The following is a 17,172-nucleotide window of genomic DNA, read 5'->3' as shown; positions in this document are numbered from 1 at the left end:
CGCAAAACGAAATATTCGGAGCAATTCATGAAGATTCTGGTCACCGGCGCAAGCGGCTTCATTGGCGGACGCTTTGCGCGTTTTGCCCTGGAGCAGGGCCTGGACGTGCGGGTCAACGGTCGCCGGGCCGAGAGCGTCGAGCATCTGGTGCGCCGTGGCGCCGAGTTCATTCAGGGCGACTTGAGTGACCCGCAACTGGCGCGCGACCTGTGTTCAGACGTCGAAGCCGTGGTCCATTGCGCCGGTGCAGTGGGTTTGTGGGGGCGGTATCAGGACTTTTATCAAGGCAACGTCGAAGTCACCGAGAACGTGGTCGAAGCCTGTCTGAAACAGCGGGTTCGGCGTCTGGTGCACTTGTCGTCGCCGTCGATCTACTTCGATGGCCGTGATCATCTGGGGTTGACCGAAGAGCAGGTGCCCAAGCGCTTCAAACATCCCTACGCCGCGACCAAATACCTGGCCGAGCAAAAAGTCTTCGGTGCGCAGGAATTCGGCCTCGAAACCCTGGCCCTGCGCCCGCGTTTCGTGACGGGCGCAGGCGATATGAGCATTTTCCCGAGACTGCTGAAGATGCAGCGCAAAGGGCGGTTGGCGATTATCGGCAATGGCCTGAACAAGGTCGATTTCACCAGCGTGCAAAACCTCAATGAAGCGTTGCTCAGCAGCTTGCTGGCCAGCGGTTCGGCCTTGGGCAAAGCCTACAACATCAGCAACGGAGCGCCGGTTCCGTTGTGGGATGTGGTCAATTACGTGATGCGCCAAATGGATGTCCCACAGGTTACCCGTTACCGTTCCTACGGTTTGGCCTACAGCCTTGCCGCGCTCAACGAGGGTGTGTGCAAGCTGTGGCCCGGTCGTCCCGAGCCGACGCTATCGCGGTTGGGCATGCAGGTCATGAACAAAAACTTCACCCTGGACATCAGCCGCGCACGGCATTATCTGGACTACGATCCGAAAGTCAGTCTCTGGACCGCCCTCGATGAATTCTGCGGCTGGTGGAAGGCTCAGGACATTCGCTGACACACAAGGGCGACCCTTACTGAACCGAGTTCGGGGTTCAGGGTCAACCGGTGCGGCAGCGGGGGTTATACTTCGCCGCATCAAGCCATCACCGCGTTTTACAAAGGTTGACCCTAATGCCCATGCGTAACGATGCCAACGACGACTTCGACGATGTCCCGAGCCTGCGCGCCAGCAGCCTCGATGACGATGATTTTCCGACCACCGCTCGCACTTCCGTGCATTCGCGCACCACACCGGTGGTCAAGGTCAATGGCCCGAGCACCGGCCCTCTGTGGGCATTGGTCGGCGCGTTGTTCTTTGCCTTCGCCGGCCTTGCCTGGTGGAGCTTTCAGCAGATCTCGCTGATGGAACAGCAGCTGGTGGCGACCCAGGAAAGTTTCGCGCGCATCAGTGAGGAAGCGGCGGGGCGCTTGCAGGATATTTCCGGCAAGGTCGTGGCCAGTCAGTCCAACGTCAGCACTGGCAGTGAAGCGTTGAAGCTGCAAATCAAACAGTTGGAAGGCAAACTCCAGGAGCAGAGCAAACAGCTGGAAAGCAAGCTTCAGGACCAGAGTAAACAGCAGCAAGGCGTACTGGGCCAGACCTCCGATCTGGACAAACGCCTGGCGCAAATGACCGCGCAAGCCACCGAACAACAAACCGCCAATGCTCAGTTGCAGGCTCAGGTCAAAGCCTTGAGCGGCGAACTGGCCGCGTTGAAGAACGCGTCGGACGATACCAGCCAATTCGACGCCCAACTCAAAAGCCTGGGCGCTGACATCGTCGCGCTGAAGAAACAAGGCAATCCAAGCGCCGCCATCGAGCGCCTGGAGCAAGACATGATTGTGCTCAAAAGCCAACAGGACAACCGCCCGGCCGCCACACCAGGTGGCACCAACACCGCCGAGTTCGACGCCTTCCGCGGTCAGGTCACCCGCAACATCAACACCCTGCAGGCGCAGATTCAGAATCTGCAACAGCAACTGCGCACCCGGCCTCAGTAGTCCGATGCAGTGATGGGGCCTGTGGAGTAATGCCAGTCAGTTAAGCCGTAATACGATCTGTAATTGGATGGACTCGCCCTCGCTGTCGTTGGCTGTTTAGACTGCCTCCGTGGCGCATTGACGCCTCGGCTTGGGCGAGTCCATCCAATTACAAAAAGAGTGCGTCGCGGCTGAAATTGCTTAACTGACTGGCATTCGGCCTGTGGAGTGGTTTTTTTTGGCTAGGGTTTGCTGTGGCGAGGGGACTGAAAGACCGCTATCGCGAGTAGGCTCGCTCCCACAGTAAATCTCCATTGGTCACAGATGTTGCATACGGCCGAGATCCAATGTGGGAGCGAGCCTGCTCGCGATTGCAGGCGACTCGGTCTTTCTACCGAACCGTGTGCTCCCGCCCACGCAACACCCGGTTCGGCATGGCAATCGCCGCCGCCAGCCCCAGCAGCGACACCGCGGCACTGACCATCAACAAATGCCGGAAGGTCAGCAGCAGCTCGGCGCGCAGTGCGTTTTGCGCATCACCCGGCGCGGCGTTCAAACCATCGAGCAAGACATTCCCCGAATGGCCCTCGGCAATCAGCGACGAGCCGGCCAGGTGAGCGAAACTCGAATCCTGTAACAACGCCAGCAGCAGCGCCGACATCAACGCCACGCCCACTGCACCGCCCAGAGAGCGGAACAGATTGGTGGTGCTGGTGGCGACGCCGATGTCCCGTGGTTCCACCGAGTTTTGCGTACCCACCAACGATGTCGGGAACTGCATACCGCTGGCGATGCCGCTGAGCAACATGAACAGGCTGCTCAGCACAAACGCCTGAGGCGCACTCAACGCCATGCCGAGAATCGAGAACGGCATGAGCAGGGCGCCGGTCAGGATCATCGGTTTGTAACGACCGCTCACTGAGGTCTGGCGTCCAGCAAAGTACGCGCCTATCGGCAAGCCCATGGCCAGCGGCAACAGGTGCAGCGCGGCGCTATCGGCCCCGGCGCCGGTGACGCTCTGGAAGCGCAGCGGCATCAGCACAATCAGGGAAATCGCCTGGAAACTGGTGAAGAAAATCGTGCACCAGCAAAGAATCGCACTGCGGTTGGCAAACAAGTGCATCGGCAGCAACGGTTCCCGCGCCCGCCGTTCATGCCAGACGAATACCGCCAGCACCACCACCGCACAACCGAGCAAACCCGACACTTCGGTGCTGCGTAACAAATGTCCCTGGCCAACCTGAGTAATACCCAGCAGCAACGCCGTCAGGCCGATGATCATCAGCAACGTGCCGAAGTAGTCGATGATCGGCTTGCGCTGCGGCACTGGCAGCCCCACCAGCGTGCGGTGGGCCACCAGCCAGGCACCCAGGCCCAGTGGAAGGTTGATCAAAAACACCCAGCGCCAGGACAGGTATTCGGTCATGTAGCCACCGAGAACCGGGCCGGCCACACTGGCCACCGCGTACATGCTGCTGAAGTAACCCTGATAGCGACCGCGTTCGCGGGGTGGAACGATGTCGCCGATGATCGCCTGGCTCACCGAAATCATCCCGCCGGCGCCGATGCCCTGAAGGATCCGCGCCAGCACCAGTTGCTCCATGCTTTGCGCCATGCCGCAGAACAACGATGCCAGGGTGAACACCCCCATGCCGAACAGCATCAACTTGCGGCGGCCATACAGATCGCCGAGTTTGCCGTAGATCGGCACCGCCACGGTCATCGCCACCATGTAGCCGGAAATCACCCAGGCCAGCAGGCTGACATCCTTGAACTGCGCGGAGATGGCCGGCATCGACACGGCGACGATGGTCTGATCCAGCGCACCCAGAAAGATCGCCAGCATCAGGGCGATCAGCACGCTGCGAATGGCCGGTTTGGGCATTTCAGGCTGGTTGAGATCGGTCACGGGTAAAACCTGCGGGCAGTATTTGGACCCGCAGCAGGCAAGGCGAGCGGGATGCTCGCCAGTGTAGGTCGATAGCAGGCTATTCGATAGCCTCATATGGAAGGCCGACGTAATTTTCGGCAATGGTTTTTCGACCCGCCTCGGAGTCCACGAAATAGGCCAGTTCCGATTCGCTGATGCGCTGGCTGAACGCGTCGTGCTCGTCGAAGCGATGCAACATCGAAGTCATCCACCAGGAAAACCGTTCGGCTTTCCACACCCGCCGCAAGCAGACCTCGGAATACTTCTCCAGAAAATCCACACGGCCTTCGCGGTAAACCTTCAGCAGAATATTGAACAACGTACTGACATCGCTGGCCGCCAGGTTCAGGCCCTTGGCGCCGGTGGGCGGAACGATGTGCGCGGCGTCGCCGACCAGAAACATCCGCCCGTACTGCATTGGCTCGACCACGAAACTGCGCAGCGGCGCGATGCTTTTTTCAATCGACGGGCCGGTCACCAGCGCGTCGGCGAGGGTGGCTGGCAAACGGGATTTGAGCTCATCCCAGAAACGCTGATCGGACCAGTCTTCGACCTTGTCCTGTGCCGGAACCTGGAGGTAGTAACGGGTACGTGTCGGTGAGCGCATGCTGCACAGCGCAAAACCCCGCTCATGCCGCGCGTAGACCAACTCTTCGTGCACCGGCGGCGTGTCGGCGAGAATCCCCAGCCAGCCGAATGGGTAAATCCGCTCGAACACTTTCAGGCAGTCCACAGGAATCGACTGTCGCGCCACGCCATGAAAACCGTCGCAACCAGCGATGTAGTCACAATCGAGTCGATACGTTTCGCCGTCCTTGTCGAAGGTGACAAAGGGTTCAGCGGTTTTCATGCCGTGGGGGACGACATTGCCGGCTTCATAAATCGTCTGTGCGCCGGCGTCCCGACGGGCGGCCATCAGGTCGCGGGTGACCTCGGTCTGGCCATAGATCATCACGGTTTTGCCGCCAGTCAGCGCCTGCAAATCGATGTGTACCCGGCGCCCGTCGAGGGCCAGTTCGAAGCCTGCATGGACCAGTCCTTCAACATCCATGCGCTGACCCACTTCGGCCTGACGCAACAGCTCTACCATGCCTTGTTCGAGGACACCGGCGCGGATGCGTCCGAGCACATAATCCGGGGTCTGGCGTTCGAGGATCAGGGTGTCGATGCCGGCGTTATGCAGCAATTGGCCGAGTAGCAAACCAGAGGGGCCGCCACCGATGATCGCGACTTGGGTTTTCAGTGTTTTTAGCGTTTTCATTGTTTTTATGACTCGCAAGCTCCACACGACCAAGGCCGGTGAATGATTTTTATGGATCGAGTACTTGCATTTTTCACTTGCGAGTCTGTCAATTGAAGGGGAAAACTGAGCCGATACCTGTACATTCTGCCAATCGGTGCGATTATCGCCCCGTTACCCTCGAGGCCTGGATTGAAGTGATGAACAAGCCTGACCTGCCATCGATTCCGGTGTTCAAACTCTACGGTGAAAGCCTGGACTGGCCGACCCCTGACTTGTTGCACTGTGAAACCATTTCCAAACGCAGCCGCGAACATCAATGGGAAATCAAACCCCATCGCCACGCCGATTTGTGTCAGTTACTCTTCGTCTTCAAAGGTCAGGCAGAGCTTGAGATCGAAGGCAAACACTCACAATTGACCGAGCCGGCGATCCTGATTTTGCCGCCGTTATCGGTGCATGGTTATCGGTTTTCCGAGGACGTCGAAGGTTTTGTCGTCACCCTTGCCGCGCCGCTGATCGCCCATCTGCAAGCACAACTGGGCCATTCGGTGAATGCTCTGGCACAAGCCGAAAGCTACCCGGCGGGCAAGAACAGCGAGTACCTCAACAGCCTGTTTTCAGCGCTGCAAAGCGAATACACCGGTCATCAACCGGCGCGGGAAATGCTCATGCATTCGCTGGTCAGCGTGATTATGGTGTGGATCAGCCGTCAGGTGATTCAGCGCCAAACCGCCACTCAGCGTCCGCAACGGGCTCGGGAATACCTCAACGGCTTTATTCAGCTGGTGGAAGAAACCTATCGCCAGCACGTCAAGGTCGAGGACCTGGCTCATCGGCTGGGGATTTCCGTGTCCCACCTCAACGGCACATGCCGTGAACTGGCGGGGCAACCGGCGTTGCAGATCATGCATGAGCGTCAATTGCTGGAGGCCAAGCGCTTGCTGACCTACACCAGCATGACCATTTATGAAATGTCCGACGTGTTGGGGTTTTCCGATCCGACCAACTTCACACGCCTGTTCAGGCGTCGCGTGGGGATTTCGCCCAAGGCCTTTCGCGACCGCTTGAAGGCCGATCAGGACCATGGCGATCAGGACAACGAGGCCTGAACCCCTTCGTCATCGGAGGGCGTTGAGGGTCGCATTGTGGGGAATGCAGCGTTCGAAGTTGCAGCTCGCGTATTCACGGGGCACTTGGCGCAACTGCTCGACACGCCAGGCGGCTGTGCCATACAGCGCCAGCGTCGCCGCGCAAGTGACAAAAATGGCGAGGTATCTTTTTGTTTTGATGTTCATGGCGTTGACCTCTGAACGAATACCTTTCGGTACTGCTTTGAGCATAGGTCAGGGCCGGTGAGTTGCCAGCAACACGGGTTACGCATGTAACACGGTATTCAGAACATTGATGGGCCCCTGTGCGGGTTTGCTCGCGAATGCGGTTATCCATCCAGCGCATCGGGTGATTGACCCACCGCGAGCAAGCCCACGGTAAGGCAGGAATATATTGATTGGTTCAGTCAGCGGGGCGTTCGACCTATACGAGAAAAGCCACTACAGAAGAGTGACTGAACGTCAGATTCTCCAGCGTCGTTTTCCCGGCACATATCAAGCGGGTATCACCTTGCATGTCAGCACACGCGAATGGAAAAGATTTATCCGGTAAGGGCGTCGTCTCCCAACCGCCCTCGTTGCCGAACCTTGAATCCAGTTGTCCTGACTTGAGGTAGCGGGCGACCATCAGTTTACTTTTCTCGTTGGCTGTCGCCAGTGCTGTGCCCGCCACCATTACGTCGCCATTCTTCAATATCTTACAGTTCAGCCAGAAATAGGGATCTGTTATCAGTCGATCAATAATGGGTTGTCCGCCATTAAAGCTGAAGTCAGGTTGGCCGTCTGCTGTGAATTTCATCAACGTGCCACTCACTGGTTCGATGGCATTGTGACGGCGGCCTGCGGCGATCAGATGTCCGTCGGGCTGAACTGCCAGGCCGAGGAGGGAGGTTCCTTCCAAGGGGTGAGAGTACCCCTCTGCTCCAAAGGTGGGGTCAAGTGAGCCGTCCTGCTGATAGCGGACCAAAACTGCATTAGCCCTGCCTTGGTCGACGGTAGCGGCGTTTTTCAAGGTACTTGTCGCGTCAACCGTCCTACTATGCCGCTCTTTTCTCGGCCTGCTGCTCCCGATCCGGGTTCAGCATCACCGTGCCGATCGGTTCCCAGTTACGCGTCCGACCTGACCAGCGCTCCGGGGTTTTCTCCTTGGCTCGTTTGTACAGCTCATGGCGCTGCGCCAGGATCTGATGGTCCAGTCCTCGATGCCGCTCAGCCGGTGTGACGAAGCGGATGCGGCTATGCCGGTGCTCGTTGTTGTACCAACGCATGAAATCCCTCACCCAGGCCCGTGCGGCGTCCAAACTGGCAAAACCATTCACTGGCCATTGCGGGCAATATTTCAGCGTTCTAAACAGCGACTCCGAGTAGGGATTATCATTGCTCACACGCGGGCGACCGCGGGACGGCGTGATGCCCAGGTCGTACATCTTGCTCAACAGCGTCACCGATTTCATCGGCGCTCCGTTGTCCGAGTGCAGTACCAGCGGCTCGCGTAAACACTGCTCGCTGATCACGCTGTGCTGCAGCAGGGCCGCCGCCTTTTCGCCGCTTTCTTCTTCGTAAACCTCCCACCCCACCGCCTTGCGGCTATAAATGTCTTCGATCAAATACAGGTAGTAATACTTGCCGCGTATCGGCGACGCCATATACGTGATGTCCCAGGACCACACCTGGTTGGGCGCGTTGGCGGCATGCGTCGTCGGAGCCGCGTGCCGTCTGGGCCGCTGGCTACGGCCACGGTGCTGCTGCTGGCCTGCCGCACGCAGGACGCGATAAAACGTGGACTCCGACGCCAGATAACGCGCCTCGTCAGCCAGACGCGGAACGATCTGACTCGGCGGCAGATGGGCGTATGCCGGGCTATTGCACAGCGTCACGATGGCTTGCCGTTCGATCTCGCTCAAGGCATTACGCGGCGTAGGCCGCACGGTAGTCGTGCGGGCATCGGCTTGAACATCTTCAGTCTCGGTCCAGCGCTGCAAGGTCCTGAGCGAGAGCCCGATTTCCTGACACGCCCTGTTTTTTCGGGCCCCGGCCATGATCGCTTCGATCAACCAGGCCACCAGTAACTGCCGTTGCGGCAAAGAGGTTAGCTGTCCTCGTTGTCGATCCCCCAGTAGTCGTTGAGCTTTTTTCGCAGCACCAACAACGCGGCGGTTTCAGCCAGCGCCTTGTCTTTGCGGCGTAGTTCTCGCTCAAGTTCCTGGATACGTTTCTTGTCCTTTCGAGACTGTTCGCGGTCAACCTTTTGTTGGTTCTGAACGCCCTGCTGCCCCGTGATACAGGCTTGACGCCAAGCGCTGACGTGTTCGGGGTACAGACCTTTTCGTCGGCAATACTCACCCAGTTCGAGCTGCGACAGACCGGCGGTTTCGAGGACTACAGCGAACCGGGCTTCAGCAGACCAGGTCTGCGGGAGTGACTTGTCTTCAGGCACTGTGCTTCCTTCAGAACTGACCTTCTTGCGCCAGTTGGACAAAGACATTTCGCTGACTCCTTCGCGGCGGGAAACCTCGGCCATCGATAGGTTCAGCGGGGGAAGCAGCATCTTGAGTAATGCGGCTTTGCGTTCAGATGAATAGTACGGCACGAACAGTCTCTTTCCGCCCCCGATATGCTTTTTCAGGAAAAACCGGAGAGGCGACAACTATCCTGACACCGGGGGGTAGTTCCATACACCACGATCTTTTGATCGGGCTGTATAACAAATCCTCCGACTTGTATTGATGACGACCACGGAGCGTTTTCGATGACCAAACGTCCCAAGCCATTATTGAAATCAGGGTCGATTTTTCCGTCAGGCATCAACCGTAGAATCCAGCGCTCTCCTTCGGGTGTAAAAGGGTAACCAAGAAGAACAAGAATATTGTTGTCCGACAATACTGCGATCTGTCCAGAGGTGCCTTGGCCGGAGAAGGGTTCCGCAGAGGCGAAGACTGGCTGGGCGGTATGTCCAAATGGAGGAATCGTCACCGTTCCGGAGTTTCCAAAACTGCTGTCGACCGCTCCATTGGGTAAAAAGCGGGCCAGGCACGACTTCATACGATCAGATGTGTCTGACCAAGTGTCGGAAATACCATAAAGCAAAAACTTTCCGTCATTGAGAACCTCCATGCCCAAAACTGAAGCAGGTTCAGCGGGTAAGAAATATCCCCTCAGATAGCCTTCATGGCCAAATGCGTGGTCAACAGTGCCATGTTCGTTCAGAAGGCAGAGACCGTAGGCAGGATGGGACAGGTGCTCCCCTACCTCAAGTATCAACCGACTGGCCAAGAGTATGTGATGGTCTGGTGTTACCACGATATCTTTGACTTGGCTGCTGATAGCTTGCGGAAAAACCAGATCAGTCAGCCCCTTGGCACCAAACGACGGATCGAGTGCTGTAGATTTCATATCCCTTTCCTTTTTCGGCGAGCAGTTACATTGAAATGAACACCCGACGCCAATCAGATGTATTGAGATCAAACAGGAAAGAAGGAGGGGTGCCTACTGTCAGATCTGTCAGTATTGACCAACGGCGTGACCGCGAAGTTGATGAAAATGGCGAGGTACCTTCTTGTTTTGATGTTCATGGCGCAGACCTCTGAACCAATACCCTTAGGTATTACCTTTTGCATAGGTCAGGGCCGGTGAGTTACCAATTCAGGGTACTGATGAGCCCTGTAGGAACTGGCTTGCCAGAAATCGGACGGTCTGCCAACAGAGTTGCTGACGTGATGGCCCCTCCTACAGGATGACCGTATCTACAGGCCGATATCCCACGCCGGTTCTTGCGGAAACCTCAACACCAAAAAATCCAGCATGCTGCGCAACGCCGCCGGCATGTGCTTGCGTGAGGCATACACCGCGTAGATGTTCATCTGCCGCGGTTCGGCCTGGGGCAGCAGGCGGATCAGTTCGCCGCTGTGAATATGCACACCCGCCTGATAGCTGGGCAGCATCGCCACGCCGGCACCGGCCATGGCCGCGCGCAACAGCGTGCTGGCTTCGTTGGCGCTGATGTTGCCCTGCACCGGCACCGAGACAGGCTCGCCATCCTGTTCGAAATGCCAGAGGCTTTTGCCGAAGTAGGAGTGGGTCAGGCAGTTGTGCAGGCTCAGGTCCTCGACGCGTTGCGGTGTCGGATGCTCGCGCAGGTAAGCGGGGGAAGCGCAGATCACTGAACGGCAGACTGTCAGCCGTCGGGCGATCAGGTTCGGGTCCAGGTCGTTGCTGGTGCGGATGGCCAGGTCGATGCGTTCATCCACCAGGTTCACTGTGCGGTCGAGCATTTGCATATCGATGCTGACGCCGGGGTAACGCTTGACGTAAGCCGCCATGGCGTCCGCCAGTTGCGCCTGGCCAAACGAGGTGCTGACGCTGATCCGCAGCAGGCCTCGCGGTGCGTCGTCCGGTTCGCTGACGGCGGCCTGCATGTCGGTGGACAAATCGAGCATCTGCCGACAGCGAGGCAGAATTTCCGCACCGGCCGCGGTCAGGCTCAATTTGCGTGTGGTGCGGTGCATCAGGCGCGCGCCGACCCAATCCTCCAACTCCGCCAGATAACGTGAAACCACCGGCCGTGACAGGTCCAGGTGATCGGCTGCAGCCGATTGGCTGCCCAGGTCCACCACCGTGACGAACACCCGCATTGCTTGTAGACGATCCATGATTTGCCCGCTTTCAGAAACAAACTATGTTCAAGCATCGCATTTTTTGTATCGAACCAGGCAACTAAGCTCTGTCCCATCGCCAAACACGGCATTTGGACAACGGAGCAACAGATGATCGGCTTCACTTCAATCAAACGCATTCTTCTGGCAACCGCCACGCTCGGCTTCGCGGCCCATGCCGCTGCGGCGTCCACCCTGACGCTGGACGTCTACAACCCTGGAACCAACGCGATCTTCCCGGTGACCTCGGTGCTGGTCAGTGGCGAGAAAGAAGCGATTCTGGTGGACGCGCAATTCGGCAAAGCCCAAGCCGAACAAGTGGTGGAAAAAATCCGCGCCAGCGGCAAGCAACTGACCACTATCTACATCAGTCACGGTGACCCGGATTACTACTTCGGTCTCGACACTGTGACCAAAGCATTTCCGAAAGCCAAAGTGTTGGCTTCGCAACCGACTGTTGATCACATCAAAAAAACCGTCGACGGCAAACTGGCATTCTGGGGCCCGAAAATGGGCGCTGACGTGCCGAACAAAACCATCGTGCCGCAGGTGCTCAAGGGCGATAGCCTGATGCTGGAAGGGCAGAAATTGCAGGTGATCGGCCTGGACGGCAAGCAGCCAGATCGCAGCTTTGTATGGATCCCGTCGATCAAGGCTGTGGTCGGTGGCGTGGTTGTCGCCGAAAACATTCACGTGTGGATGGCTGACACCCAGACTCCGCAGTCCCATGCCGATTGGCTGACGACCCTGCATGCGATCGAAACGCTGAAGCCGAACACTATCGTGCCGGGTCACTACCTCGGTGACAGCGCTCGCTCGCTGGCGGCGGTGCAGTTCACCGCCGATTACATCAAGGCGTTCGACGAAGAAACCGCCAAGGCGAAAGACGCTGTCGAACTGATCGCCGCAATGAAAAAACGCTACCCGTCCCTGGGTGAAGAAAGCTCGCTCGAGCTGAGCGCCAAAGTCGCCAAGGGCGAGATGAAGTGGTGATCCGCTGAGATTTTGTGGCGAGGGGGGACGACGCAGAACCTGTAGGAGCGAGGCTTGCCCGCGAAGAACGATAACGCGGTGCATCAAGTACACCGCGTTATCGTTCTTCGCGGGCAAGCCTCGCTCCTTGGTTCTGCGTCTGTCACACCTGTACAGATTCACCCAAACCAACTGGAGAAACGTCATGAGCAATATCGCAATCATCGGTGCCACCGGTCGTGCCGGTGGCCAACTGTTGGAAGAAGCCCTGCGTCGCGGTCACAGCGTCACGGCCATCGCCCGCGACACCTCGAAAATCGCCCCGCGTGCCGGGGTCGTGAGCAAAAACGTGGACGTGCTCGACGCTGCTGCATTGCAAGCTGCCGTGGCCGGGCATGATGCGGTGATCAGCGCTGCACATTTCGCCACCATCCCGGCCAGCGCGATCATCGAGCCGGTGAAGAAGGCCGGGGTCAAGCGTCTGCTGGTGGTCGGCGGTGCCGGTTCGCTGTTGCTGCCGGACGGCTCTCGGGTGATCAACAGCGAAGGCTTCCCTGAGGAATACAAGGCCGAGGCCAGCGCCGGTGCCGCGTTCCTGAATACCTTGCATCAGGAAAAGGAGCTGGACTGGACCTTCCTGTCGCCGTCGGCAGAGTTTGTCGAAGGTGAGCGCACCAGCTTGTTTCGGGTCGGCAAGGATGACTTGCTGGTGAGTGCAGAGGGCCGCAGCTGGATTACCTTTGCTGACTTCGCGATTGCGCTGCTTGATGAAGTGGAAGCACCGAAGTATTCACGTCAGCGGTTTACTGTCGGGTATTGATCCCCGCCACACCGCAAACTTGTAGGAGCTGCCGAAGGCTGCGATCTTTTGATCTTCGATTTTCGGCGACTTTGAAGGCGTTAAAGATCAAAAGATCGCAGCCTTCGGCAGCTCCTACAGGGGGATCAGCGGCTTTGAGCCTGCTCCACCAACCACCCCATCAATTCGCGCAGTTTCGGCGAAGGTTCCGGTTTTTCGGGGAACACCAGGTAATACGCCAACCCGGTTTTCACCTTCAAGTCAAAGGGCATGACCAGCCGCCCGGCACTCAGGTCATCGCCGATCAACGACCAATCGCCAATCGCTACACCTGTCCCCTGAGACGCCATCGACATCGCCAAATCCAGGGTTTCGAAATGCTGCCCCTTGCCGACATTGCTCAGCCGAATATCCGCGGCTTTCAACCAGGCGTTCCAGTCCCGTTCATCGCGGGTGGGGTGCAGCAACAAGTGCTGTTGCAGATCGGCCGGTGTCTGCAAAGCCATGGGCCCTTCAAGCATCGGTCGGGAACACACGGGCGTCAGTTGCTCATCAAACAGATGTTGGGAAGCCAGTGAACTGTCCGGCGTTGGGCCATACATCACCGCCGCATCGAACTGCTCGCGATGAAAGTCCACGCCGTGTTTCACCGTGGTGGTCAATTCCACCGGCACATCCGGGCGCTCCTTCTGCCACTGCAACAGGCGCGGCAACAGCCAGCGCATCACGCAGGTCGGGGCTTTCAGTTGCAGGGTTTCGCGCTTCTCGCCGATCTGCTCCACGGCCTCGTCGATCAGGCCGAAAATCTGCTGCACCCGTGGCAACCACTCCCGTCCTGCGGCGGTCAGGTTCAAGCCCCGCGCCTGGCGAATGAACAGCTCATAACCCAGATGATCTTCCAGCCCGGCGATCTGCCGGCTCACCGCGCCTTGGGTGATGTGCAGCTGTTCGGCGGCCCGGGTGAAGTTGCAGCACTGCGCGGTGATCAGAAAAGTGTGCAGCGCCGGCAGGGGAGGCAATCGTTTCATTGGGATCCAAGGTATGACGTGAGGACATGGCTAGTATGACTTTTTATCCATTGTTGCGGCTACGTGTCGCCCGTTCCAATGAGGCCATCCCTGGACCTGCCAACCCATCATAAACACTGCGCAGGCCCGGCGTCTCAAACGAACAAAAAGGGCAAAGACATGGCGACGTGCGGCGAAGTATTGGTCAAGTTACTCGAAGGTTACGGGGTCGAGCAGGTGTTCGGCATTCCCGGGGTTCACACCGTGGAGCTGTATCGCGGGCTGGCCCGTTCGAGCATCAACCACGTCACTCCGCGTCACGAACAGGGCGCCGGTTTCATGGCCGACGGTTATGCGCGCACCAGCGGCAAACCGGGTGTGTGCTTCATCATCACCGGCCCTGGCATGACCAACATCACCACCGCCATGGGCCAGGCTTACGCCGACTCGATCCCGATGCTGGTGATCTCCAGCGTGCAATCGCGCAGCCAATTGGGCGGTGGTCGCGGCAAGCTGCATGAGCTGCCGAATCAAAGCGCACTGGTCGGTGGTGTCGCAGCGTTCTCCCACACCTTGATGTCGGCGGCTGAATTGCCGGGCGTGTTGGCCCGCGCCTTCGCGCTGTTCCAGGCAGGCCGTCCGCGTCCGGTGCACATCGAAATCCCGTTGGACGTATTGGTCGAAGAGGCCGATGACTTGCTCGCCAGCGTGCCGGTGAACATCGACCGCGCCGGTGCTTCGCCAAGCGCGATCAGCCGCATGACCGACTTGTTGGCCGGTGCCAGGCGCCCGTTGATTCTCGCCGGTGGCGGCGCCATCGATGCCGCGGCTGAATTGACCGAGCTGGCGGAACTGCTGGATGCGCCAGTAGCCCTGACCATCAATGCCAAAGGCATGCTCGAATCCAGTCACCCGCTGCTGATCGGCTCGACCCAAAGCCTGGTAGCCACTCGCGCGCTGGTCGCCGAGGCCGACGTGGTGCTGGCCATCGGCACCGAACTGGCCGAAACCGATTACGACGTCACCTTCGCCGGCGGCTTCGAAATTCCTGGTGTATTGCTGCGCGTAGACATCGACCCCGACCAGACCGTGCGTAATTACCCGCCGAAAGTCGCGTTGGTCGCCGACTCGCGCAACGCCGCTCAGGCCTTGCTGAGTGCGCTGTCCCACAAGTCGCTGGCCGAGCGTCGCAACGATTGGGGCCAGGTGCGTGCCGCGCGTTTGCGCGATGAATTGGCCGCGTCCTGGGATGCCCCGACGCTGGCCCAGACCCGCTTCCTGGAGACCGTTTTGCACGAATTGCCGAACGCGGTGTTCGTCGGCGATTCGACCCAACCGGTGTACACCGGCAATCTCACGTTCAACCCGGAACGCCCGCGCCGCTGGTTCAACTCGTCTACCGGTTACGGCACCCTCGGTTACGCCTTGCCGGCAGCGATTGGCGCCTGGCTCGGTGGCAATGTCGAAGGCGGCGCACGGCCTCCGGTGGTGTGCCTGATCGGCGACGGCGGTCTGCAATTCACCCTGCCGGAACTGGCCAGTGCGGTGGAAGCACGCACCCCGGTGATCGTGCTGCTGTGGAATAACCAGGGCTACGAAGAGATCAAGAAATACATGGTCAACCGCGCCATCGAGCCGATTGGCGTGGACATCTACACCCCGGACTTCATTGGTGTGGCCAAGGCGCTGGGCTGTGCGGCCGAGGCGGTCAGCGGTGTCGAAGAACTGCGCAGTGCATTGCGCCTCGCCACCGATCGCCAGGGCCCGACCCTGATTGAAATCGATCAGACCCAGTGGATGAAGGCGGTGTCGAAATGAGTTTTTCTGCGACGTTCCCGACCACGCTTGATGGCCTGTACATCGACGGCAAATGGTCGGCTGGCAACGAACATTTGCGCGTGATCAACCCGGCGACGGAAGCGCTGCTGACAACCGTCAACGGTGGCGATGAACACGCTGTCGATCAGGCCGTCACGGCGGCGACCCATGCGTTCAAAGCGTGGTCGAAAACCACCGGCGGCGAGCGCGGGGCGATCTTGCGCAGAATCGCCGCTGGCGTGCAGGCCGGTCGCGAACAGTTGATGAAATTGCAGTCGAGCAACAACGGTAAACCGCTGTTCGAAGCGGCCATCGATGTCGACGATGTAATCGCCACGTTCGAGTATTACGCCGATCTGGCCGAAGGCCTGGACGCGAAACAGGATAGCGCCGTGGCGTTGCCGAGCGACGATTTCAGCGCCCGTTTGCGCCGCGAGCCATGCGGTGTGGTGGGGCTGATCGTGCCGTGGAATTTCCCGATGGTCACCACCGCCTGGAAACTCGCCCCGGCCCTGGCCGCCGGTTGCTGCGTGGTGCTCAAACCGTCTGAAGTGACGCCGCTGCCGGAGCTGGAACTGGCAGCGATCATCGCTGAGGCCGGTTTGCCAAAGGGCGTGTTCAATCTGGTCTGCGGTACTGGCCTGGCCGTCGGCGCACCGCTGTCGGCTGACCCACGCATCGCCAAGATTTCCTTCACCGGCAGCAATGCGGTGGGCGTGCAGGTGATGCAGCGGGCGGCGGAAACCGTGAAAGGCGTGAGCCTCGAACTGGGCGGAAAATCTTCGCTGCTGGTACTCGCAGATGCCGACATCGAGCTGGCCGTGGAAGTGGCCTGTGGCGGAGGTTTCTTCAACGCCGGGCAGATGTGTTCCGCCACCAGCCGCGTGCTGGTTGCCGATGAGCTGGCGGAAAAATTTGTAGCGCGATTGAAGGCCCGCGCCGAAGCCATTCGCGTGGCCGACCCGTTCGACCCGAACGTGGAAATGGGCGCACTGGTCAATCAGGCGCAATACCAACGTGTGCTGGGTCACATCGATCGCGGTTTGAGCGCTGGCGCGAAGTTGATCTGCGGCGGTAATCGTCCGGCGGACCTGGCACGCGGCTATTTTTTGCAGCCGACCATTTTCATTGACGTGCCCCTCGACAGTGCGCTGTGGTGCGAAGAGATTTTCGGCCCGGTGATCTGCGTGCGCAGTTTTACCTCTGAAGCCGAGGCAATTGCCCTGGCCAACGACAGCCAGTTCGGCCTGGTGGCCAGCGTGGTCACTCGCAACAGCGAGGCCGCGGATCGGGTCGCCAACGCTTTGCAGGCGGGGCTTGTATGGATCAACGCGCCGCAAGTGATCTTCCCGCAGACCGCTTGGGGTGGCTACAAGCAGAGCAGTATCGGCCGCGAATTGGGGCCGTGGGGCTTGCAGGCTTTCCAGGAAATCAAACACGTGATTCGGGCCCTCTGACAGCACGAAAAAGGTGAGCGCATGCCTCTCGATGAGGCATGCGCCAGCGTCATGGCTTCAATGAGTTTTTATCGATAGTCAGGTGTTTTGCACGACCTCAGGATGAAGCGGTCGGCTCAACTCAAGCCCTTTGAAACCGGGGGCTTGCAGCGGATCTGACCGCGCGGATGCAAGGGTTGCGACCAACCTCATACTTACAA

Annotated in this window: 15 protein-coding genes; 7 read left to right on the top strand and 8 right to left on the bottom strand. The window is 59.0% G+C overall.

Going from position 1 to position 17,172, the window contains the following annotated elements; all coding sequences use genetic code 11:
- Window positions 1-27: 27 nt before the first annotated feature.
- Window positions 28-1,020 (top strand): NAD-dependent epimerase/dehydratase family protein, encoded by a 993-nt coding sequence (locus ACYZT2_RS22475; protein ID WP_460144845.1) that lies wholly within the window; start codon window positions 28-30, stop codon window positions 1,018-1,020.
- 116 nt (window positions 1,021-1,136) lie between these two features.
- Entirely contained in the window at window positions 1,137-2,006 is an 870-nt protein-coding gene (locus ACYZT2_RS22470; RefSeq protein WP_461967448.1) for an ATPase, read from the top strand.
- 370 nt (window positions 2,007-2,376) lie between these two features.
- On the opposite strand, the gene ACYZT2_RS22465 is transcribed toward ACYZT2_RS22470, so the two are convergent.
- On the bottom strand, window positions 2,377-3,894 hold the full coding sequence (locus tag ACYZT2_RS22465) for an MDR family MFS transporter (protein WP_461967446.1): 1,518 nt from the start codon (window positions 3,892-3,894) through the stop codon (window positions 2,377-2,379).
- Window positions 3,895-3,973: 79 nt separating this feature from the next.
- Window positions 3,974-5,176: a 4-hydroxybenzoate 3-monooxygenase gene (gene pobA / locus ACYZT2_RS22460; RefSeq protein WP_461967444.1), complete on the bottom strand. Its 1,203-nt coding sequence runs from the start codon at window positions 5,174-5,176 to the stop codon at window positions 3,974-3,976.
- 179 nt (window positions 5,177-5,355) lie between these two features.
- On the opposite strand from pobA, the gene ACYZT2_RS22455 reads away from it, so the two are divergent.
- The gene (locus ACYZT2_RS22455; RefSeq protein ID WP_461967442.1) at window positions 5,356-6,267 is read left to right on the top strand and encodes a helix-turn-helix domain-containing protein; all 912 of its coding nucleotides are present in this window, start codon (window positions 5,356-5,358) and stop codon (window positions 6,265-6,267) included.
- A 9-nt stretch (window positions 6,268-6,276) separates the two neighbouring features.
- On the opposite strand, the gene ACYZT2_RS22450 is transcribed toward ACYZT2_RS22455, so the two are convergent.
- The 5 genes from ACYZT2_RS22450 to ACYZT2_RS22430 all read right to left on the bottom strand — a co-directional run bounded on the left by ACYZT2_RS22450 (window position 6,277) and on the right by ACYZT2_RS22430 (window position 10,916).
- Window positions 6,277-6,453, bottom strand: a complete 177-nt coding sequence (locus tag ACYZT2_RS22450) for a hypothetical protein (protein WP_448093858.1) — start codon at window positions 6,451-6,453, stop codon at window positions 6,277-6,279.
- Window positions 6,454-6,691: 238 nt separating this feature from the next.
- Window positions 6,692-7,279 carry an NHL repeat-containing protein gene (locus ACYZT2_RS22445; RefSeq protein WP_461967439.1) on the bottom strand — a complete coding sequence of 196 codons (588 nt, stop codon included), beginning with the start codon at window positions 7,277-7,279 and terminating at the stop codon, window positions 6,692-6,694.
- A gap of 25 nt (window positions 7,280-7,304) precedes the next feature.
- A protein-coding gene (locus ACYZT2_RS22440) for an IS3 family transposase (protein ID WP_461966318.1) occupies window positions 7,305-8,857 on the bottom strand; the annotation gives its coding sequence in 2 pieces (ribosomal slippage) (window positions 7,305-8,395 and window positions 8,395-8,857; 1,554 coding nt in all).
- 32 nt (window positions 8,858-8,889) lie between these two features.
- The gene (locus tag ACYZT2_RS22435) at window positions 8,890-9,660 is read right to left on the bottom strand and encodes an NHL repeat-containing protein (RefSeq protein WP_461967437.1); all 771 of its coding nucleotides are present in this window, start codon (window positions 9,658-9,660) and stop codon (window positions 8,890-8,892) included.
- A gap of 350 nt (window positions 9,661-10,010) precedes the next feature.
- Window positions 10,011-10,916: a LysR family transcriptional regulator gene (locus tag ACYZT2_RS22430; protein WP_461967435.1), complete on the bottom strand. Its 906-nt coding sequence runs from the start codon at window positions 10,914-10,916 to the stop codon at window positions 10,011-10,013.
- Window positions 10,917-11,030: 114 nt separating this feature from the next.
- On the opposite strand from ACYZT2_RS22430, the gene ACYZT2_RS22425 reads away from it, so the two are divergent.
- Window positions 11,031-11,912 carry an MBL fold metallo-hydrolase gene (locus ACYZT2_RS22425; RefSeq protein WP_461967433.1) on the top strand — a complete coding sequence of 294 codons (882 nt, stop codon included), beginning with the start codon at window positions 11,031-11,033 and terminating at the stop codon, window positions 11,910-11,912.
- 184 nt (window positions 11,913-12,096) lie between these two features.
- The gene (locus tag ACYZT2_RS22420) at window positions 12,097-12,711 is read left to right on the top strand and encodes an NAD(P)-dependent oxidoreductase (RefSeq protein ID WP_461967431.1); all 615 of its coding nucleotides are present in this window, start codon (window positions 12,097-12,099) and stop codon (window positions 12,709-12,711) included.
- A gap of 125 nt (window positions 12,712-12,836) precedes the next feature.
- Here the strand turns inward: ACYZT2_RS22420 and ACYZT2_RS22415 are convergent, their stop codons facing one another.
- Complete coding sequence (locus tag ACYZT2_RS22415; RefSeq protein ID WP_461967429.1) at window positions 12,837-13,718, bottom strand: LysR substrate-binding domain-containing protein; 882 nt, start codon at window positions 13,716-13,718, stop codon at window positions 12,837-12,839.
- Between the two features lie 159 nt (window positions 13,719-13,877).
- On the opposite strand from ACYZT2_RS22415, the gene ACYZT2_RS22410 reads away from it, so the two are divergent.
- Window positions 13,878-15,515 carry a 5-guanidino-2-oxopentanoate decarboxylase gene (locus tag ACYZT2_RS22410; RefSeq protein WP_461967427.1) on the top strand — a complete coding sequence of 546 codons (1,638 nt, stop codon included), beginning with the start codon at window positions 13,878-13,880 and terminating at the stop codon, window positions 15,513-15,515.
- On the top strand, window positions 15,512-16,972 hold the full coding sequence (locus ACYZT2_RS22405) for an aldehyde dehydrogenase family protein (protein ID WP_461967425.1): 1,461 nt from the start codon (window positions 15,512-15,514) through the stop codon (window positions 16,970-16,972). Before ACYZT2_RS22410 ends, ACYZT2_RS22405 begins: the two co-directional genes overlap by 4 nt.
- The last annotated feature ends 200 nt before the right edge of the window (window positions 16,973-17,172 follow it).

The sequence above is a fragment of the Pseudomonas sp. MDT1-85 genome (genome assembly GCF_054898065.1).
The sequence above is the reverse complement of the archived record's forward strand: the minus strand, read 5'-3'. Positions and strand labels throughout refer to the sequence as shown.